The 19,285-nt window shown below is 72.9% G+C and carries 14 protein-coding genes and 1 pseudogene; 8 read left to right on the plus strand and 7 right to left on the minus strand.

The genetic code is table 11. The features are described 5' to 3' along the window. Positions 1–17: 17 nt before the first annotated feature. The gene (locus tag Q3Y56_RS21050; RefSeq protein ID WP_304463414.1) at positions 18–332 is read right to left on the minus strand and encodes a WhiB family transcriptional regulator; all 315 of its coding nucleotides are present in this window, start codon (positions 330–332) and stop codon (positions 18–20) included. A 386-nt stretch (positions 333–718) separates the two neighbouring features. Between Q3Y56_RS21050 and Q3Y56_RS21055 the strand changes: the two genes are divergently transcribed. The 4 genes from Q3Y56_RS21055 (at position 719) to Q3Y56_RS21070 (ending at position 5,318) form a co-directional block, all read left to right on the plus strand. Beyond that, the gene (locus tag Q3Y56_RS21055) at positions 719–1,330 is read left to right on the plus strand and encodes a response regulator transcription factor (RefSeq protein ID WP_003948568.1); all 612 of its coding nucleotides are present in this window, start codon (positions 719–721) and stop codon (positions 1,328–1,330) included. Between the two features lie 465 nt (positions 1,331–1,795). Then, entirely contained in the window at positions 1,796–2,401 is a 606-nt protein-coding gene (locus tag Q3Y56_RS21060; RefSeq protein ID WP_304463415.1) for a sigma-70 family RNA polymerase sigma factor, read from the plus strand. A 164-nt stretch (positions 2,402–2,565) separates the two neighbouring features. Further along, positions 2,566–4,068: an IMP dehydrogenase gene (guaB, locus tag Q3Y56_RS21065; protein WP_304463416.1), complete on the plus strand. Its 1,503-nt coding sequence runs from the start codon at positions 2,566–2,568 to the stop codon at positions 4,066–4,068. 119 nt (positions 4,069–4,187) lie between these two features. Continuing rightward, a complete protein-coding gene (locus Q3Y56_RS21070; protein WP_304463417.1) occupies positions 4,188–5,318 on the plus strand; it encodes a GuaB3 family IMP dehydrogenase-related protein in 1,131 nt (376 codons plus the stop codon). A gap of 86 nt (positions 5,319–5,404) precedes the next feature. Here Q3Y56_RS21070 and Q3Y56_RS21075 read toward each other — a convergent pair whose 3' ends face one another. Both Q3Y56_RS21075 and Q3Y56_RS21080 read right to left on the minus strand, forming a co-directional pair. After that, positions 5,405–5,989: a hypothetical protein gene (locus tag Q3Y56_RS21075; RefSeq protein WP_304463418.1), complete on the minus strand. Its 585-nt coding sequence runs from the start codon at positions 5,987–5,989 to the stop codon at positions 5,405–5,407. Positions 5,990–6,174: 185 nt separating this feature from the next. Further along, positions 6,175–6,348: a hypothetical protein gene (locus Q3Y56_RS21080; RefSeq protein WP_304463419.1), complete on the minus strand. Its 174-nt coding sequence runs from the start codon at positions 6,346–6,348 to the stop codon at positions 6,175–6,177. Positions 6,349–6,451: 103 nt separating this feature from the next. Here Q3Y56_RS21080 and Q3Y56_RS21085 point away from each other — a divergent pair, with 103 nt between their 5' ends. Beyond that, on the plus strand, positions 6,452–7,600 hold the full coding sequence (locus tag Q3Y56_RS21085) for a rod shape-determining protein (RefSeq protein WP_304463420.1): 1,149 nt from the start codon (positions 6,452–6,454) through the stop codon (positions 7,598–7,600). A 187-nt stretch (positions 7,601–7,787) separates the two neighbouring features. Here Q3Y56_RS21085 and Q3Y56_RS21090 read toward each other — a convergent pair whose 3' ends face one another. Next, positions 7,788–8,294, minus strand: coding sequence for an NUDIX hydrolase (locus Q3Y56_RS21090; protein ID WP_304465712.1), 507 nt, complete (start codon positions 8,292–8,294; stop codon positions 7,788–7,790). A gap of 373 nt (positions 8,295–8,667) precedes the next feature. On the opposite strand from Q3Y56_RS21090, the gene Q3Y56_RS21095 reads away from it, so the two are divergent. Further along, positions 8,668–11,385, plus strand: coding sequence for a DUF6049 family protein (locus Q3Y56_RS21095; protein ID WP_304463421.1), 2,718 nt, complete (start codon positions 8,668–8,670; stop codon positions 11,383–11,385). A gap of 131 nt (positions 11,386–11,516) precedes the next feature. Here the strand turns inward: Q3Y56_RS21095 and Q3Y56_RS21100 are convergent. Together Q3Y56_RS21100 and Q3Y56_RS21105 are read right to left on the minus strand one after the other, a co-directional pair. Further along, positions 11,517–11,984: pseudogene (locus tag Q3Y56_RS21100) on the minus strand (DedA family protein); the annotation flags it as partial. A 230-nt stretch (positions 11,985–12,214) separates the two neighbouring features. Continuing rightward, positions 12,215–13,477 carry a nucleotide sugar dehydrogenase gene (locus tag Q3Y56_RS21105; RefSeq protein WP_304463422.1) on the minus strand — a complete coding sequence of 421 codons (1,263 nt, stop codon included), beginning with the start codon at positions 13,475–13,477 and terminating at the stop codon, positions 12,215–12,217. Between the two features lie 350 nt (positions 13,478–13,827). Here Q3Y56_RS21105 and Q3Y56_RS21110 point away from each other — a divergent pair, with 350 nt between their 5' ends. Then, entirely contained in the window at positions 13,828–15,549 is a 1,722-nt protein-coding gene (locus tag Q3Y56_RS21110; RefSeq protein ID WP_304463423.1) for a glycerol-3-phosphate dehydrogenase/oxidase, read from the plus strand. Between the two features lie 127 nt (positions 15,550–15,676). On the opposite strand, the gene Q3Y56_RS21115 is transcribed toward Q3Y56_RS21110, so the two are convergent. Beyond that, positions 15,677–16,885: a serine hydrolase gene (locus Q3Y56_RS21115; protein ID WP_304463424.1), complete on the minus strand. Its 1,209-nt coding sequence runs from the start codon at positions 16,883–16,885 to the stop codon at positions 15,677–15,679. Between the two features lie 272 nt (positions 16,886–17,157). Between Q3Y56_RS21115 and Q3Y56_RS21120 the strand changes: the two genes are divergently transcribed. After that, entirely contained in the window at positions 17,158–19,098 is a 1,941-nt protein-coding gene (locus Q3Y56_RS21120) for a serine/threonine-protein kinase (protein ID WP_304463425.1), read from the plus strand. Positions 19,099–19,285 lie beyond the last annotated feature (187 nt).

Here is a 19,285-nt window from a genome sequence, read left to right on the forward strand (position 1 = left end):
CGGCGAACACCGCACCGTCACGTCTTCTGCGCGCCGGACGCGGCGATGACCCGATGCCGCGCACGCCCCATGAGCTCTTCTCGTTCGTCCTCGGTGAGTCCGCCCCATACGCCGTAGGGCTCCCGCACCGCGAGTGCGTGCGCCGCGCACTCCGCGCGCACCGGGCAGCGCATGCAGACCTCCTTCGCCGAGGACTCGCGGGCGCTGCGGGCCGCCCCGCGCTCGCCCTCGGGGTGGAAGAAGAGGGAACTGTCGACTCCGCGGCACGCGGCGAGGAGCTGCCAGTCCCACAGGTCGGCGTTGGGACCGGGAAGGCGGGAGAAATCGGCCATTGCTTCTATCCCCTCGATGCGAACGGGTGTGGCCGCGTGCTCACGACCGTACATCCGCTGTGTAAGCAGATGAAAATATGACTCATTGCGAATCTAGCCACACATGGCGTCAGATGGGAAGCAAGGTCGCCAAATGCCACTCATCGGGGCATGGCGCCCGGACAGGGCGACGCGAGTGGTGAAGCGGCTCCGTGTCCGTGCCCTCACGTAGAGTGTCGAAGGTGGCCGCCGAAGCCCGTAACTCTTTCGGGTGACCGTCGTTGAGAGTGCGGAGGCGGTTGATGGATGAAGCTCTCGGACGGGTGTCCGAGGCGGTCAATCGCTCAGGTGACGATACGTACAGCCTGGAGGCACAAGGTGACGCTCATCAGCTGCGGAGGGCGGCCATGACATCCGTCCTCGTCTGCGACGACTCCCCGCTTGCCCGAGAGGCGCTGCGTCGCGCGGTCGCGACCGTGCCCGGCGTCGAGCGCGTGACGACGGCGGCCAACGGCGAGGAAGTCCTCCGCCGCTGGGGCGCCGACCGCTCGGACCTGATTCTGATGGACGTACGGATGCCCGGGCTCGGCGGCGTCGAGACCGTGCGTCGGCTGCTCTCCGCCGACCCCGGCGCGCGCATCATCATGCTCACGGTCGCCGAGGACCTGGACGGCGTCGCGCTCGCGGTCGCCGCCGGGGCCCGCGGCTATCTGCACAAGGACGCGTCCCGTGCGGAACTGCGTGCGACCGTGACCCAGGCGCTCGCCGACCCCACCTGGCGGCTTGCCCCGCGCCGGCTGCGCTCCGCGGAGATGGGCGCCGCCCCGACGCTCACCGCGCGCGAGATTCAGGTGCTGGAAGGGATGAGCCACGGCCGGTCGAACGCGGAGATCGGCCGGGAGCTGTTCCTCTCCGAGGACACGGTGAAGACCCACGCGCGGCGGTTGTTCAAAAAGCTCGGCGCCTCCGACCGGGCGCACGCGGTGGCACTCGGCTTCCGCTGGGGCCTGGTCCGCTGATCTCTTCGTGGCGCGCAACGTGATGGTCGCGGTGCGCGCCACCTCCGGCCGCAGCGGTCGCGGCACAAGGCCGCCACCAGCGGTCGCGGCGGAAGGTCGCCGCTGAACGGCCGCGGTGGAACACCGCCGCTGACAGCCGCGGTGAACGGCCGCCGACGTGCACCACGAAGGGTGACGACAGGAGCCGTACGCCGAAACCTCACCGGATGCCGCATCCTTGAGGTGTGACTCCTCCCCGGCTGGGACCGCGGCAACTCGCTCGGTCAGAGACCCCACGACGGACAAGCGCTGTTCGAGGCCGCGTGGCACGGGCAGAAGCTATCGGTGGAGTCGTGGGCACGGGGCGGGTATACCCGAAAGGGGGAGGCGCGGGACGTGAGTGCGAAAACACCGACACGTAACGGTTCGGTGCACAACCTTGAGGCCAGTGCCGTAGATCATGAGCGGCCAAGGCACCATGGACCGATGCGCGACGACGAGAACCTGGGGTCGCCCCTGGCCGCCGCGGGCCCTGGGGACATCGGTGCCCTCGTCCGACGCGCAGTCGACGGCGACGAGCGCGCCACACACGACTTGCTCGCCCGTGTGCACCCGCTCGCCCTGCGCTATTGCCGCACCCGGCTGTCCCGGCTGCCGGGTGACGCCCGGCACTTCGTGGACGACCTGGCACAGGAGGTGTGCCTCGCCGTGCTGTGCGCGCTGCCGCGCTACCGCGACACGGGGCGGCCCTTCGAGGCGTTCGTCGTGGCCATCGCCGCCCACAAGGTCGCCGATCTGCAGCGGGCCGCCATGCGGCACCCGGGGAGTACGGCGGTGCCGTCGGACGAGATGCCGGAGCAGCCGGACGACTCGCTCGGCCCGGAGGAGCGGGCGCTGCTGAGCAGCGACGCCGAATGGGCCAAGAAGCTGCTGGCCAACCTCCCGGAGAACCAGCGCGAGCTGGTGCTGCTGCGGGTCGCGGTCGGGCTCACGGCCGAGGAGACCGGGCAGATGCTGGGGATGTCGCCGGGCGCGGTCCGCGTCGCCCAGCACCGTGCGCTGAGCCGACTGCGGGCACTCGCCGAGCAGTGAGCGCATGCCGACCGGCTGCCAGATCCGTATGCCAGACCCGTATGAACGTACGACGTCGTCTGAACGTACAAGTGACGGGGCCCTCATCAATCGTGGAATGAGCCACCGGCGGAGGCCGTTAGCATGGGAGTCCGCGCTGGGGCAAGACCATTTGGAAGGGTGTCATGACTGACAACGTCGACGGGGTGCCTGAGAAGTTCGCGATGCTCGGGCTGACGTACGACGACGTGCTGCTGCTGCCGGGCGCCTCCGAGGTGCTGCCGAACGCGGTCGACACCTCGTCCCGGATCACCCGGAACGTGCGGGTCAACATCCCGCTGCTGTCCGCGGCGATGGACAAGGTCACCGAGTCGCGGATGGCCATCGCGATGGCCCGGCAGGGTGGCGCGGGCGTCCTGCACCGCAACCTGTCGGTCGAGGACCAGGCCAACCAGGTCGACCTGGTCAAGCGGTCGGAGTCCGGCATGGTCACCGACCCGATCACCGTCCGCCCGGACGCCACGCTGCACGAGGCGGACGCGCTCTGCGCGAAGTTCCGGATCAGCGGCGTGCCGGTGACCGACGCGGCGGGCAAGCTGCTGGGCATCGTCACCAACCGCGACATGGCCTTCGAGCTGGACCGCAGCCGCCAGGTCCGCGAGGTCATGACCCCCATGCCGCTGGTCACCGGCCGGGTCGGGATCTCCGGCGAGGACGCGATGCAGCTGCTGCGCCGGCACAAGATCGAGAAGCTGCCGCTGGTCGACGACGCCGGTCTGCTCAAGGGCCTGATCACGGTCAAGGACTTCGTCAAGGCCGAGCAGTACCCGAACGCCGCCAAGGACGCGGAGGGCCGGCTGATCGTCGGTGCCGCGGTCGGCGTCGGCGACGAGGCGTACGACCGGGCCCAGGCGCTGGTCGAGGCCGGTGCGGACTTCCTGGTCGTGGACAGCGCGCACGGCCACAGCCGGGGCATCCTCGACATGATCGCCAAGATCAAGTCCAACATCTCGGTCGACGTGGTCGGCGGCAACGTCGCCACCCGCGACGGCGCCCAGGCGCTGATCGACGCGGGCGTGGACGGCGTCAAGGTCGGCGTCGGCCCGGGCTCCATCTGCACCACCCGGGTGGTCGCCGGCATCGGCGTCCCGCAGGTGACCGCGATCTACGAGGCGGGCCTGGCCTGCCAGGCGGCCGGTGTGCCGCTCATCGGCGACGGCGGCCTGCAGTACTCGGGCGACATCGCGAAGGCGATCGCTGCGGGCGCGGACACGGTCATGCTGGGCAGCCTGCTGGCCGGGTGCGAGGAGTCGCCGGGCGAGATGGTCTTCATCAACGGCAAGCAGTTCAAGTCCTACCGGGGCATGGGGTCGCTGGGCGCGATGCAGTCGCGCGGGCAGGCCCGTTCGTTCTCCAAGGACCGCTACTTCCAGGACAACGTGCTCTCCGAGGACAAGCTGGTCCCCGAGGGCATCGAGGGCCAGGTGCCCTACCGCGGCCCGCTGGCCTCCGTCGCCCACCAGCTGGTCGGCGGCCTGCGCGCCTCCATGGGGTACGTCGGCTCGGCCACGGTGCCGGAGCTGAAGGAGAAGGGCCGCTTCGTGCGCATCACGGCGGCCGGGCTCAAGGAGAGCCACCCGCACGACGTGCAGATGGTGACGGAAGCCCCGAACTACACGCGGCGGTAGCGAACCGCTCGCATCGAGGCAGTTTGTATGACCGGAAGCCCGCGGCTGTGGACAGCCGCGGGCTTCCGATGTGCCCGTCGGTGATACTGGTGGGGCATAGACAAGAGGAAGGCACACACGTGACTGAGATCGAGATCGGGCGCGGGAAGCGCGGCCGCAGGGCGTACGCGTTCGACGAGATCGCCGTCGTCCCCAGTCGTCGTACGCGGGACCCCAAGGAGGTCTCGATCGCCTGGCAGATCGACGCGTACCGCTTCGAGCTGCCGTTCCTGGCCGCTCCGATGGACTCGGTGGTCTCGCCGCAGACCGCGATCCGCATCGGTGAGCTGGGCGGGCTCGGGGTGCTCAACCTCGAAGGTCTGTGGACGCGGTACGAGGACCCCGAGCCGCTGCTCGCGGAGATCGCCGAGCTGGACGAGCGGACCGCGACCCGCCGGATGCAGGAGATCTACGCCGAGCCGATCAAGGAGGAGCTGATCGGGCAGCGCATCAAGGAGGTGCGCGACTCGGGCGTGGTCACCGCGGCGGCGCTCTCCCCGCAGCGCACCGCCCAGTTCTCCAAGGCCGTGGTGGACGCGGGCGTCGACATCTTCGTGATCCGCGGCACGACGGTCTCCGCCGAGCACGTCTCCGGCGCCGCCGAGCCGCTGAACCTCAAGCAGTTCATCTACGAGCTCGACGTGCCGGTGATCGTCGGCGGCTGCGCCACGTACACCGCCGCGCTCCACCTGATGCGCACGGGCGCGGCCGGTGTCCTGGTCGGCTTCGGCGGCGGCGCCGCGCACACCACCCGCAACGTGCTGGGCATCCAGGTCCCGATGGCCACCGCCGTGGCGGACGTCGCGGCCGCCCGCCGGGACTACATGGACGAGTCCGGCGGCCGGTACGTGCACGTCATCGCCGACGGCGGCGTCGGCTGGTCCGGCGACCTGCCGAAGGCCATCGCGTGCGGCGCGGACGCGGTCATGATCGGCTCCCCCCTGGCCCGCGCGACGGACGCCCCCGGCCGCGGCCACCACTGGGGAATGGAAGCCGTCCACGAGGACGTGCCGCGCGGCAAGCGCATGAACCTGGGCACGGTCGGCACGATGGAGGAGGTCCTCCTCGGCCCCTCCCACACCCCGGACGGCTCGATGAACTTCTTCGGCGCCCTGCGCCGGGCGATGGCCACGACCGGCTACAGCGAGCTGAAGGAATTCCAGCGGGTGGAGGTCACGGTGGCTCCGGCTGCGGACCACGGCAAGCGGTGACGTCCTGACGGACGGTTTCACGCGTATACGGCGAGGGGCCCCGACCGCGGATGCGGTCGGGGCCCCTCGTGCGGAACGGGTCCGCGTCAGCGGCTGTTCGCGACGCGGTAGGCGGTGCCGAAGGCCGCCACCGGCGCCAGAGCGATGAAGACGTACGTCAGACCTTCGACGTTTTTCTTCCATGTCTCGAAGTTGTCGCTGAAGTAGTCGGTGAAGATCTCGAAGGCACCCGGCGCACCAGGCGTGCCCTCAGCGAGGTCCGCCTGGATGCAGGCGTAACCCCAGAGCTCGCCGAAGAACACGGCGGCGGCGGCGAAGATGGCGCCGACCACCCACAGGCCGGAGTTGCGGCCACCGAGCTTGCCGATCACCAGGCCGATGAGGGCGCTGACGGCGATGCCCGCGTAGGAGAACTGGGTGACCTCGACCGGGATCTCGTCCGTGTCGGTCATGGCGCTCATCAGGAAGCCGTAGGCGAACATGCCGACGACGGCGACGGCCAGACCGGCGAGCAGCGCCATGCCGGCGTTGCCCTGAGGGGCCGGGGGCGGGGGCGGCGGGAAGCCGCCGCCGTACGGGGCCTGCGGCTGGCCGTAGCCCGGCTGCTGGGGCTGCTGCGGGTAGCCGTATCCGCCCGGCTGCTGAGGCGGCTGCTGCCAGTTCTGGCTCATGACAATCCCCCGGGGATGAAGGTGATGGGCCGCGCTCCGGGGACAGGTGCTGCTTGGAGTGCGGCGGAAAGTGCACCTTCAAACTAACAGCAGGGCATGACAATCCGACAAGCCGCGTCTGACGTCCGTGACACGGCTGGGACCGGATGGAGACAACCCGTCCTCTATATGGGGATTATGTGGACCTATTCGGTGACGCGCTTCGCCGCCAGGTAACTCTCCACATCTGCAACGGTGTAGACCGCCGGATCGTTCCTACCCAACACCTCCTCGTGCCAGTAGTCGAGAACCAGCCTGAAGTGCCCGGTCGGAGTGTCCGCCGCGATGCAGCGTCCTGGGCGGGCAATCGGCGTGATCATGGAACGCACGGTAGCAGCGGCCGCTCCTTTGGAGTGAGGGCGTGGCGGAAACGGGGGACGCGGCGCGCCACGGGGAACCGGGCATAAGCAATAATCTCAACTTATGGCGCAAAGTAAGTCGTTCACCGGACGGGACATGGGTATCGACCTCGGCACCGCGAACACGCTGGTGTACGTACGGGGGAAGGGAGTGGTGCTCAACGAGCCGTCGGTCGTCGCGGTCAACGCGGTCGACGGAAGTGTGTTGTCGGTCGGCTCGGAGGCGAAGGAGACGATCGGCAGGACCCCCTCGCACATCGTCGCGGTCCGCCCACTGCGGGACGGAGTGATAGCGGACTTCGAGATCGCCGAGCGGATGCTGCGGTACTTCATCAAGAAGGTGACGGGCAGTCGGCTGCTTGCCCGGCCCCGCGTCGTCGTCTGTGTGCCCTCCGGCATCACGGGCGTCGAGCGGCGCGCGGTCATCGAGGCCGCCTCGCAGGCCGGGGCGCGGCAGGTGCACCTCGTCGAGGAGCCGATGGCGGCCGCGATCGGTGCGGGGCTGCCGGTCGGCGAGCCGACCGGCAGCATGGTCGTGGACATCGGCGGCGGCACGGCCGAGGTCGCGGTCATCTCGCTCGGCGGGATCGTCACGGCGCGCTCGGTCCGCACCGCCGGCGACGCGATGGACGCCGCGATCATCGCGTACGTGAAGAAGCAGTACGCCATGGCCATCGGGGAGCGCACCGCCGAGGAGATCAAGATGCGCATCGGATCGGCCGCGCCCGGCGGGGCGTGGGCCGGGGCCGGCCTGGCCCAGCAGCCCGAGTCCCGGCACGTGAGCCTTCCGGAGCCGGACGGCGACCCGGAGCAGACCCAGGGCCTGCTGCCGCCGGAGCGCTGCACGGTTCGCGGTCGTGATCAGGTGAGCGGGCTGCCCAAGGTGCTCGAACTGACCGCCGACGAGGTCCGGCACGCCTTGGCCGAGCCGGTCGACGCGATCGTCGACGCCGTCCGCTCGACGCTGGACGAGACCCCGCCCGAGCTGGCCGGCGACATCATGGACCGCGGCATCGTGCTGACCGGCGGCGGAGCGCTGCTGCGCGGCATGGACGTCCGGCTCAGCCGAGAGCTGGACATCCCCGTACTGCTCGCCGACGCCCCGTTGGACTGCGTGGCGGTCGGCACCGGCCGGTGCGTGGAGAACTACGCGGCGCTCCGCACGGTCCTCGACGCGAAGCCGCGCATGGCGGCGGGCACGGCACGTCTGTAACCGCTGCTCCCCGGGCCGGGGCCGCCCCTGGCCCGGGCCCCGCAGTGGCCCCGGCCCGCCCCTTGGCTGTTGCTGTCCTAGGCTCCGGGCGCCATCCCCGGCCCCGGGCCCAGGCTCGGGGTCGGGGATGGCGCCCGGCCCTGGAGCCGCCCGGCGCCGGGGACTTCAGCCTGCGGTGAGTATCCGCTCATCGGGCGGCAGGCATGTTGCCGTATCGCCAGTCGTCCACTCGCTTTCGGATGCTGGGGACCATCGGTAGCGCGTCGACTTCCTCGGGCGCGAACCAGCGCACCTGCGTCGATTCCTCGGAGACTGCCAGGTCCCCGGCGACTGGCCGCGCCAGGAAGCAGATGGAGAACTCCTGACGTACCTCGCCGTCGTCGTACGCGAAGACGTGTCCGGGGTTGGTGTAGGTGCCGACGATGCCGGTTACTTCGATGTCGATCCCGGTCTCTTCGCGGGTCTCTCGGATCGCGCAGTCCGACAGCGATTCGCCGATGTGCATCGCGCCTCCGGGCAGTGCCCACATTCCGTTGTCTGCCCTGCGCTGGAGGAGAATGCGTCCGGCAGCGTCGACGACGACAGCGGAGGCGGCCGGGACCAGACTGTTCGCGGCCGGGGCGTTGGGGTCGTCCTCGAAGCGGAAGACCGACAGATGCGCGTGACCCTCGCTGAACCTGGCATCGATGCCCATCTGGTCCTTGACCTTCTCCAGCTCGGCGAGGGTTGCGCGGATACGTGTGGACAGAGTGAGTGCCACGCCCTCAAGCGCGCTCTGCTGGCCGCCGAGCGTGCCGCGCCGCAGGAGGCTCGCCGCGGCTCCGTGCGCACCATGGCTGTCGGCCTGATGCGGCACGATCGCGCCCTCCCCGGCGTACGCGGCTTCGCCCATCGCGTCGGCGCCCTCGTCTGAGCCGACCACCGGCAGGCGTGCCGAGGCGACACGCCGTGCGTGTTTGCCCTCGTGGGTGCGCTCTGGGGGCGAGCGGTCGGCCATGCTCGTTGCGTACGGTCGCGGGTGGTTCCGTGCGGGACGTCCGCGGAGGACCGAGGCCGAGGGGACAGCGATGGCGCGGGTCGGGGTGTGTGCGCGGGCCGGGGCGGTCGCCATCGCCCTTGTGGTCGCCATCGCCCTTGCCCTCGCGCTCCTGGCCTGCGGGGCCGATCCCGCCCCCGACGCGAGTCGCGCCGCTCCCGCCCCCGCCCTCGACGCGAGTCGCGCCGCTCCCGCCCCCGCCCTCGACGCGAGTCGCGCCGCTCCCGCCCCCGCCCTCGACGCGAGCGGGGCCGTCCCCGTCCCCGGCCCCGGCGCGCGGTCGGACGCGTCTCCGGGCGGGGCCGGATCCCAGGCGGCCGCCGCGCCGCGCGACGAGCCTCCGTATCCCGTACGCGTCGCCATCCGGGCCGTCGCGCCCGTCGTGGTGGGGGAGGGGGACGAGGTCGTGAGCGTCAGTGGGACTCTCACCAACACCTCCCGCGAGGGTGTCGCCGGGGCCCGCGTGGGGCTTCGGGCCGGTTCGGACGGGGCGGTCGGGACGCGCAGTGGGCTTGCCGCCGTGGCCGCGCGGAGCACCCTGGTGCGGGCGGACGGGGCGGAGGTCAGCGGGGATGCCGTCCCCGGGGAGCGGTTGCGGCCCGCGGCGGAGGTCGGGTTCCGGCTGACCGTGCCGGTCTCCGAGCTCCGCCTCGGCGCGCCCGGCGCGTACGCCCTGGCCGTGACGGTGACCGATCGCGACGGCAGCGTGCGCGGCGTGGGCCGTACGTTTCTCTCCTGGTATCCGCGGGACACGGGGGCCGAGCCGCTGCGTACCACGGTGCTCTGGCCGCTCACCGATGTCCCGCACATGCAGGCGCTGACCCTGGGTACGGGCGGCGGCGCGCGGCCGGTCTTCCGTGACGACGCCCTGGCGGACTCCCTCGCCGCGGGCGGCCGACTGCGGCAGATGGTGGAGGCGGGAGTCGGTCGGCCGGTCACCTGGGTGATCGACCCGGATCTGATCGTCCAGGCGGAGGCGATGGCGGACGGCTACCGGGTCGCCCGTACCCCCGACACCACCGACCCCCGGGACAGCGTCGAGGGCGGCGGGGCGGAGGCGGCGGCGAGCTGGCTGGAGGCGTTGGAGGAGGCGGTGGACGGGCGGGAGGTCGTCGCGCTTCCGTACGCGGACCCCGATCTGGCCGCGCTCGCCCACCACCGGCGCGGCGATCTGGCGCAGCAGGGGGGCGTCGACGGCAAGGCGGTCGTCGACGAGGCGCTCGGCACCGATGCCCGCCGCGGCCTCGCCTGGCCGGAGGGCGGCGCGCTCGACACCTCGGTGACCGCGCTCGCGCGGCGGCTCGGCCTGCGGTCGGTGCTCGCCTCCGGACAGGGGCTGAGCGGCGGGCCGGACGGCTTCGACCGCACCGACGACGCCTCGGTGACGTTGCTGGATGACGGCGCGGGGGGTGGTGCGGGTGTCGGCGCGGGGGGTGGTGCGGGCGCCGGGACGTCCACCTCGCGCGGCGACGGGTCCACCGCCCGTCGTGCCACCGACTCGCGCGGCGACGGGTCCACGCCCCGTCGCGCGACCGACTCGCGCGGCGACGGGTCCACCCCCCGTCGCGCCACCGACTCGCGCGGTGGTGGTGTCGGCGCCGGGCGCGAACTCGGGCGTCCCGCGCTGACCGCGCTCACCTACGACACCACGCTCACCGGCCTGCTCGCCGAGGTGCCACCGCACGCGGTGCCGACGGCCCGGCAGCGGCTGCTCGCCGAGTTCCTCACCGCGGTACGGGAGGCCCCGTACGCCTCCCGCGGTCTGGTCGTCGTGCCGCCGCGCCGGATGTCCGGCGCGGCCGCCCGCGCCCTGTCCGGTGCCCTGGCGGACGCGGGGAAGGCCGGCCTGCTGGAGCCGGTGGGGCTGGCCGCCGCGCTGCGGGATCCGGCGCCCGGCCCCGCTCGCCCCGCGGCGGTCGCGGCGTATCCGCCCGCGCTGCGTGCCACCGAGCCCCCGGCCGGGCGGCTGACAGCGGTGGCCGCGTCCGGGCAGCGGCTGCGGCGGCTCGCCCAGGTGCTGACGGACCCGTCGCACACCACCGCGTCCGTACGGGCCGCCCTGGCGCGCGCGGTGTCGACGGGCTGGCGCGGGAAGCACGCCGGGAACCGGGCCTACGCGCGCGGCCTGACCGGGTTCCTGGCCGCGTCGACGGCGTCGGTGCGGCTCGTGCCCAAGTCGACGGTGACGGTGGCCGGGGACTCCGCGACCATCCCGGTCACCATCGAGAACGGGCTCCAGCAGCCCGTCGACGACCTCGAGGTGCGGGTGGTGTCCAGTCACCCGGAGCGGGTGACGGTGCACGACGGGGCGCCGGCGGTACAGGTGTCACGGGCGGCGAGCCGCACCGTACGGGTCGAGGTGGGCGCGCACGCCAACGGCCCCGTCCGGCTCACCGCGCAGCTCTACACGGCCTCGGACGGCAAGCGCTGGGGCAAGCCGATCTCGTTCACCGCCGATGTCCGCGCGGTCGACTCCGGAGCCGTCGCGATCGTCGCGGTCGGGGTGCTGCTCATCGTGCTGGCCGTGGTGTTCCAGCTGGGCAGGGCGCGCCGGCGGCGGGCCGCGGAGCGGGGAACGGCTCGACGGCTGGCGGCCGAGCTGCGCGTGCGCAGGCGGCGGGTCGCCGAACGCGGCATGTCCGGGCAGCGGCTCGCGGAAGGGGGTGCGTCCCGGCGGCGGGCCACCGGACGGGGCGGCCCACCGCCTCGGGATCCCCGAGCCGCTCGCTGGGTACGCCGCGACCGCTGATGCCGGAGCGCGACCGTCAGCAGGATCAGGAGCACCAGCGCGCCGCCCGCCGCCCACGCGGCGGTGGTGGTGCCGGAGCGCACCGCCTCCCAGCTGCCACCGAGCTGGAATCCGGCCAGCCCGCAGCCGACGGCCCAGACGACCCCGCCGACGGCGTTCCACACCAGGAAGCGGCGGTACGGGACGCGGGCCGCGCCGCTCAGGGCGGGCACCAGGGTGCGCAGCAGCGCGACGAACCGGGCGGCGACCAGGGCGGGGCCGCTGAGCCTGCGCACCAGTGCCTCGACGCGGGCGACGTCCTCCGGTGCCACCAGGCGCCGCGGCAGCCGCGCCGCCATGGGGTGGCCCCATCTGCGGCCGATGCCGTAGCCGATGCTCGGGCCGATGATCGCGCCCAGCGCGGCGGCGAGCAGGACGGAGGCGAGCGGGGCGCGGCCCAGCTGGGCGAGGGCGCCGCCGATGAGGACGGTGGACTGGCCGGGCATCAGGACGCCGGGGAAGGCCGCGGCTTCCAGGGCGGGGACGAGGAACACCAGAGCGAGCACGCTCCACCCCGGAAGGGACAGCAGCAGATCGCTCAGCCATTCCGTGGCGCCCATGGCGGTACCTCCTCGCCCGAGGCACCTCGCGGCACCTCACTGATGGCCGATACCGATTAATTCATCCGACACTGAATTTTACACCCGTTCGGGGGACCCGGCAACGGCAACGGCACGGCAGCGGCACGGCAGCGGCATGGCAACCGCACGGCAACCGCATGGCTGCGGCCACCAGCCGGCGGGAGCGGGGCGGTCTCGTTCACGGAGCGGGGTGGCAGCGTGGCCGCCGTTCACAGCCGGTGCGCCATGCCCGCCGGGCTCGCCCCCCGCGTGTCCAGCAGCAGCTGCGCCTTCACCGCCAGCCCCTGCAGGTCGTACGCCCGGTGCTGCTGGAGCAGCACCGTCAGGTCGGCCACGGCCGCCGCCTCGTACGGCGCGTCGGCGCGCGGCACCGACTGGCCGAGTACCCGCCACCGCGGCACGTACGGATCGTGGTAGCTGAGCAGCGCCCCCAGTTCCGCCAGCCGGCGGGCGATCTCGTTCGCGGGTGAGCCCTCCTGCACGTCGACGTCCGCCTTGTAGGTGACGCCGAGCAGCAGTACCCGCGCGCCGCGCGCCGACTTGCCGTGTTCGTTGAGCAGGGCCGCGGCGCGCTGGGTGACGTAGCGCGGCATCCGCTCGTTGATCTCCCGCGCCAGCTCCACCATGCGCGGCGGGTCGCCGAGGCCGCGGCCGGAGTGCGGCTGGCGGCCGGGGTCGATGGGGGCGCCGTGGCCGCCGACGCCCGGTCCCGGCCGGAAGGCGTGGAAGCCGAACGGCTTGGTCTCGGCGCACCGTACGACGTCCCACAGGTCGATGCCGAAGTCGTGGCAGAACACCGCCATCTCGTTGACGAGCGCGATGTTGACGTGCCGGTAGTTGGTCTCCAGCAGCTTGACGGCCTCCGCCTCGCGCGGGCCGCGGGCGCGGACCACCTTCTCGGTGAACCGCCCGTAGAAGGCGGCGGCCGCCTCCGTACACGCGGGGGTGAGGCCGCCGATGACCTTGGGGGTGTTGGCGAAGCCGTAGGCGCGGTTGCCCGGGTCGAGGCGGGTGGGGGAGTAGGCCAGATGGAAGTCGCGCCCGGCGTTCAGCCCGGAGCCCTGCTCCAGGATGCCGCGCACGAACCCCTCGGTCGTGCCGGGGTGCACGCTCGACTCCAGCAGGACGGTGGTGTGCGGGCGCAGCCGCGTCGCCAGCGTCCTGGCCGCCTCGCCGACCGCGGTGAGGTCCGGCGCCCGGTCCTGGTCGAGCGGGGTCGGGGCGCAGATCACGGCGGTACGGACCCGGCCCAGCTCGGCCGGGTCGGTGCTGGCCGTGAACCCGCCGGAGAGCATCCGGCGCACGTCGGCGGCGGACAGCGAGCCCTCGACCGGAGGCCGGCCCGCCTCGAGTTCGTCGACGGTGTGCGGATCGGTGTCGTAGCCGACGGTGGCGATGCCGACGGCGGTGGCGGCCTGGGCGAGTGGCAGGCCGAGATGGCCGAGTCCGATGACGGCGAGATCTGCGGGCATGGCGTCGTGCCGTCCTTCCCGGGGACGATTCCGGATGGCGCAAATGAAGACTAAGCGGAAATATGACTCGTATTCAGTATTGGTGGTCGGTGTTGGCGCGCGTATTGGCGCGGGGTCGAGTGGTCCGCGTCGGCACAGGTGGTTGGCACGAGTGGTCGGCGCGGGTGGTCGGCGCGGGTGGTTGGCACGAGTGGTCGGCGCAGGTGGTCGGCGCAGGTGTCGGTGGCGGTGGCCGCGCGGGTCGGCCGCACTTGGCGCAACCGCGCGCCCGCGCGGGCTGGCCGCCCGTCCGGGGCGCCGCCAGAATCGACGAGAAGCTGGTGTGACCGCGATCACTACGGGAGGCAGCGGTGAGGACACCGACCCTGGGACCGGCCGAGCGCGGCGCGGCACTGACCCGGATGGCCGAACGGGAGCTGGACGTCCTGGTCGTCGGCGGCGGCGTGGTCGGTGCGGGCACCGCGCTGGACGCCGCGACCCGCGGGCTGGCGACCGCCCTGGTCGAGGCGCGGGACTGGGCCGCGGGCACCTCCAGCCGGTCGAGCAAGCTGATCCACGGCGGCCTGCGCTATCTGGAGATGCTGGACTTCGCGCTCGTACGGGAGGCGCTCAAGGAGCGCGGGCTGCTGTTGGAGCGGCTGGCCCCGCATCTGGTCCGCCCGGTGCCCTTCCTCTACCCGCTCCGGCACCTGGGCTGGGAGCGGCTGTACGCGGGCACCGGCGTGGCCCTGTACGACGCCATGTCGGTCTCCTCCGGGCACGGGCGCGGCCTGCCCGTCCACCGCCACCTCACCCGCAAGCGGGCGCTGCGCGTCGCCCCCTGCCTGCGCAAGGACGCCCTGGTCGGGGCGCTCCAGTACTACGACGCGCAGATGGACGACGCCCGCTTCGTCACCACCTTGGTGCGCACCGCCGCCTCCTACGGCGCCGATGTCGCCAACCGGGCCCGCGTCGTCGGCTTCCTCCGCGAGGGGGAGCGGGTGGTCGGCGCGCGGGTCCGCGACCTGGAGGCACCGTCCGGGGAAGCGGGCGCCGAGTTCGAGGTCCGGGCCCGCCAGGTGGTCAACGCCACCGGTGTGTGGACCGACGACACCCAGGCGATGATCGGCGAGCGCGGCCAGTTCCACGTACGGGCCTCCAAGGGCATCCACCTCGTCGTCCCCAAGGACCGCATCCACTCCACCACCGGGCTGATCCTGCGCACCGAGAAGAGCGTGCTGTTCGTCATCCCCTGGGGCAGGCACTGGATCGTCGGCACCACCGACACCGGCTGGGACCTGGACAAGGCGCACCCGGCCGCCTCCAGCGCCGACATCGACTACCTGCTGGACCACGTCAACGCGGTGCTGGCGGTGCCGCTGACCCGCGAGGACGTGGAGGGCGTGTACGCGGGCCTGCGCCCGCTGCTCGCCGGGGAGTCGGACGCCACCAGCAAGCTGTCGCGCGAGCACACGGTGGCGCACCCGGCGCCCGGCCTGGTGGTGGTCGCGGGCGGCAAGTACACCACGTACCGGGTGATGGCCAAGGACGCCGTCGACGAGGCGGTGCACGGCCTGGACCGCCGGGTCGCCGACTGCTGTACGGAGGAGGTGCCGCTGGCGGGCGCGGAGGGCTACCGGGCGCTGTGGAACACCCGGGCCCGGCTGGCGCAGCGCTCCGGCCTGCACGTCGCCCGGATCGAACACCTCCTGGGCCGCTACGGCTCGCTGACGGAGGAGATCCTGGCGCTGATCGCCGCCGATCCGGCGCTGGCCGAACCCCTGACCGGCGCGGAGGACTACCTGCGCGCCGAGGTCGTCTACGCCGCCTCCCACGAGGGCGCGCGCCACCTGGACGACGTACTGACCCGGCGCACCCGGATCTCCATCGAAACCTTCGACCGCGGCACGCGCTGCGCCCGCGAGGCGGCGGAGCTGATGGCGCCGGTGCTGGGTTGGGACCGCGGCCGCGTCGAGCGGGAGGTCGAGCACTACGAGAAGCGGGTGGAGGCCGAACGCGAGTCGCAGCGCCAGCCGGACGACCTGACGGCGGACGCGGCCCGCCTGGGCGCGCCGGACATCCAGCCGGTCTAGCGGGTTCGTCCTTGGCCGGTTCGTCCTCGGCCGGTTCGTCTTCGGCTGGTTCGTCTGGCCTGGCCGGTCGGGCGGGTTCGGCCGGTTGCCGCTACTGGGCCCTGATGACCGGAGCGGCGGCCGCCCGCTACGGGCCGGTCGACCTCGGCTGACCGCAGAACTCGGCGCGCAGGAGTGCCCTTTCCGCATCGCGGCCCGCGGCCGCGTCGGTGTTGAGGTGGTAGGCCAGCACGTGCCCGCCGGTGCGGCTGCTCGCCACGAGCGCGGACGAGCCGTTGATGACGCCGTTGTGGCCCCACAGGATTCCGCAGGCCAGGGGGATCGGGAACAGCCCCATGCCGTACTGGTCGTATGTGCCGGTGGTGTCCAGCATCAGTCTCAGCTGCCGCGCGCCGAGGACCTCGCCGCCCAGCAGCGCGCCGTAGAACCGGCTCAGGTCGTCCAGCGTGGAGACCACCTCGCCGGCCGCCCCCGCCGCGGAGGGGTTCAGGTCGGTGACGTCGCGCGGCGCGCTGCCGGCGGCCGTGGTGTACGCGCGGCCGTGCGGTGCGGGCAGGGTGCTGCGGGTGCCGGGAAAGGATGTGCCCTTCAAGCGGAGGGGCTTGATGATCCGGCGCCGGACCTCGTCCGCGTAGTCGTGCCCGGTGACCTTCTCGATCACCATGCCCAGCACCAGGTAGTCGGTGTTGGAGTAGCGCCAGCCGGTGCCGGGCGGGTCGAAGGCCGGCCGGTGCGCGAGCGCGGTCCGCACCAGTTCCTCCGGCGTACGGGTCTCGAACCGGTGCCGGGCGAAGCCCTCCCCGAACAGCTCTCGGGCCAGCGCTCGGTCCCGGGTGTAGTCGAAGAGCCCGCTGGTGTGGTTGAGAAGCTGACGAATCGTGATGCTTCGCCCGAGCCCGTGCCCGCCCGCGCCCTCCGTGCCTCCACCGCCGCCCAGCACGCCCGGCAGATGGCGTGTCACCCGGTCGTCCAGTCCCAGCCGGTCCTCCGCCGCGAGCTGGAGGACGACCGTCGCCACGAACGTCTTGGTCAGGCTGCCGCCGCGGAAGCGGTCCGCGCGCCGGACGCCGCGCCCGGTGTGGACGTCCGACGTGCCGGCCGCCGTGTAACGGGTGCGGCCGTCGGCCCGTACCAGCACCGCGCCGCCCGGAGCCCGGCTCGCCGTCAGCAGCCGCCGCAGCGGCCCGGACAGGTCCGCGCCGCCGGGCTCCGGGGCGCGCTTCCCGTGCGGCAGCGTCCGTGTACTGGAGCCGGAAGGCCCGGCTCCGGCGCCGCACCCGGCCAGTGCCCCGGCGGCCATTGCCGCCGTCAAGGCCGTCGCCAGAGCTGTCGTCACGGCTGTCGTCCGGGCCGTCGTCAGGAGCGCCGTCCGGGCGGTCCTCCGGGCCGTCGTCAGGACCCTCCTCCGAACGGCGGCGAGCGCCGACCGGCACCGGACCGGCATCGCTCCACCCCCGTCTCTCCGTCCGAGGCCAATTCCCCGATCCTGCCAGGTCCTTCCGTGCCCGCTCCACCGCCTCCGGACCCGGGACTTCCACCAGTCCGCGGATGGGGGACAATGGGCGCCCTGCCAGGGTGGGTCAGGTCGCAGAAGTTCAGAGGGGTCGCATGTCGGAGGCGGAGCAGACGCAGGACACCACCGGGCGCCTCCTCGCAGGGCGGTACCGGCTCGGAGAGGTCCTCGGCCGGGGCGGCATGGGCACGGTCTGGCGTGCCGTGGACGAGACCCTGGGCCGTACGGTCGCGGTCAAGGAACTGCGGTTCCCGTCCAGCGTCGACGAGGACGAGAAGAGGCGGCTGATCACGCGGACGCTGCGCGAGGCCAAGGCCATCGCCCGGATCCGCAGCAACGGCGCCGTCACGGTCTACGACGTGGTCGACGAGGACGACCGGCCGTGGATCGTCATGGAGCTGATCGAGGGCCGCTCGCTCGCCGACGCCGTGCGCGACGACGGCCCGCTGACCCCGCACCGGGCCGCCGAGGTCGGCCTCGCCGTCCTCGACGTGCTGCGCGCCGCGCACCGCGAGGGCATCCTGCACCGCGACGTGAAGCCGTCCAACGTGCTGATCTCCGACGACGGCCGGGTCGTGCTCACCGACTTCGGCATCGCCCAGGTCGAGGGCGACCCGTCGGTCACCTCCACCGGCATGCTCGTCGGCGCCCCCTCCTACATCTCGCCGGAGCGGGCGCGCGGCCACAAGCCGGGGCCGCCCGCCGACCTGTGGTCGCTCGGCGGACTGCTGTACGCGGCGGTGGAGGGCGTGCCTCCGTACGACAAGAGCACGGCCATCGCCACGCTCACCGCCGTGATGACCGAACCCCTGGACCGGCCGAAGAACGCCGGTGCGCTGGAAGAGGTCATCTACGGGCTGCTCAACAAGGACCCCGAGCGGCGGCTGGACGACGCGGGCGCGCGGGCGCTGCTGAAGGCGGCGCTGGCCGCTCCGGAGGACGGGGCGGGCGCGCCTCTCGCCGCCGAGGCCACGCGGACCATGACGCTGCCGTCCGCGCCGCCCCCGCCCGCGCACACTCCCGCGCAGCCGCCCACCGGACCGGAACCGGCCGATCGGGTGCGCGGCGCCCTGCGGTCGGTCCGCAACGCGGCGGCCGCGCAGGCGCCGCCCCAGCAGCAGCGGCAGGCCAATCCGCCGAAGCCGGCGAAGCAGCCCAAGCCGGCCAAGCAGCCCAAGCCGCCGAGGGAGTCCAAGGCGGCGTCCGCCACCCTGCTGGGCGCCCCGCCCACGCCGCCGCGCGCCTCGATCACGGACGTGGTGCCGCGCCGCACGCTGGTCATCGTCGCGGTCGTGGTGGCGCTCGCCGTCCTCGGCACGGTGCTGGCGTTCGCGCTGAGCAACGACGACAAGGCAGACAGCGGCAAGAAGGATTCCCCGGGCACCTCGGCCGGGGCCGGCGGCACCGACGGGGACGGCAAGAAGGACACCGGTACGTCGGCTGGGCCGGGCACGTCGGGTACACCACAGGAATCGGGCCAGGGCGGCACGGGAGCGGACGGCGCCGAGCAGGGCGCGGACGACGACGAGGGCGACGACGCAGAGGACAAGGCGGACGACGCGGCCCGCAAGGGCGCGCTGCCGGACGGCTACCGGCGGCTCACCGACGACCGGCACCACTTCGAGATGGCGCTGCCCAAGGGCTGGTCCGGGCACGGGATACCGGGCTACAGCGGGGGCCGTATCTACCGCGGCGACGCCGAGTTCCCCCGGATACAGGTCGACTTCAACGACAGGCCGAAGTCGGACGCGGCCGCCGCCTGGCGCGCCGCCGAGCCGGGCGCCAAGAGCACCATGTCCGGGTACCGGGGCCTGGGGATCGCCCCGCTCGACTGGCGGAAGTACCCCACCGTCGCCGACTGGCGGTTCGAGCGCGAGCAGCGCGGCGAGACGGTACGGGTGCTCAACCGCGGCTTCAAGGTGGACGACGACCACGGCTACGCCATCATGATCACCTGCGAACGGGGCAAGTGGGACGAGGAGGAGTGCCGGACCCTCCAGAAGACGGCGTTCCGTACGTTCCGGGTGGTGGACTAGGAACCGCCGGACCCGCGACGCGGCGCCCTCGAGCACTCGGCGCGGGCCCTCGGGCACTCCGCACGACGCCCCCGGACACTGCGCCCGGTGTCCTCGGGCACTCCACTCGGCGTCCTCAGGCACTCCACTCGGCATCCCGGCCTTCGGCACGTATCGTGAGAGGCCGTGAACTGAACCAGACTCGGCT

Source organism: Streptomyces sp. XD-27 (genome assembly GCF_030553055.1).
Lineage (GTDB): Bacteria > Actinomycetota > Actinomycetes > Streptomycetales > Streptomycetaceae > Streptomyces.

Coding starts and splice junctions, on each gene's coding strand:
- Q3Y56_RS21055 (WP_003948568.1), top strand. CDS start 719: ATGACATCCGTCCTCGTCTGCGACGACTCCCCGCTTGCCCGAGAGGCG.
- guaB (WP_304463416.1), top strand. CDS start 2,566: ATGACTGACAACGTCGACGGGGTGCCTGAGAAGTTCGCGATGCTCGGG.
- Q3Y56_RS21105 (WP_304463422.1), bottom strand. CDS start 13,477: ATGCCCGCAGATCTCGCCGTCATCGGACTCGGCCATCTCGGCCTGCCA.
- Q3Y56_RS21120 (WP_304463425.1), top strand. CDS start 17,158: ATGTCGGAGGCGGAGCAGACGCAGGACACCACCGGGCGCCTCCTCGCA.
- Q3Y56_RS21060 (WP_304463415.1), top strand. CDS start 1,796: ATGCGCGACGACGAGAACCTGGGGTCGCCCCTGGCCGCCGCGGGCCCT.
- Q3Y56_RS21095 (WP_304463421.1), top strand. CDS start 8,668: ATGGCGCGGGTCGGGGTGTGTGCGCGGGCCGGGGCGGTCGCCATCGCC.
- Q3Y56_RS21090 (WP_304465712.1), bottom strand. CDS start 8,294: ATGGGCATCGATGCCAGGTTCAGCGAGGGTCACGCGCATCTGTCGGTC.
- Q3Y56_RS21075 (WP_304463418.1), bottom strand. CDS start 5,989: ATGAGCCAGAACTGGCAGCAGCCGCCTCAGCAGCCGGGCGGATACGGC.
- Q3Y56_RS21080 (WP_304463419.1), bottom strand. CDS start 6,348: ATGATCACGCCGATTGCCCGCCCAGGACGCTGCATCGCGGCGGACACT.
- Q3Y56_RS21050 (WP_304463414.1), bottom strand. CDS start 332: ATGGCCGATTTCTCCCGCCTTCCCGGTCCCAACGCCGACCTGTGGGAC.
- Q3Y56_RS21085 (WP_304463420.1), top strand. CDS start 6,452: ATGGCGCAAAGTAAGTCGTTCACCGGACGGGACATGGGTATCGACCTC.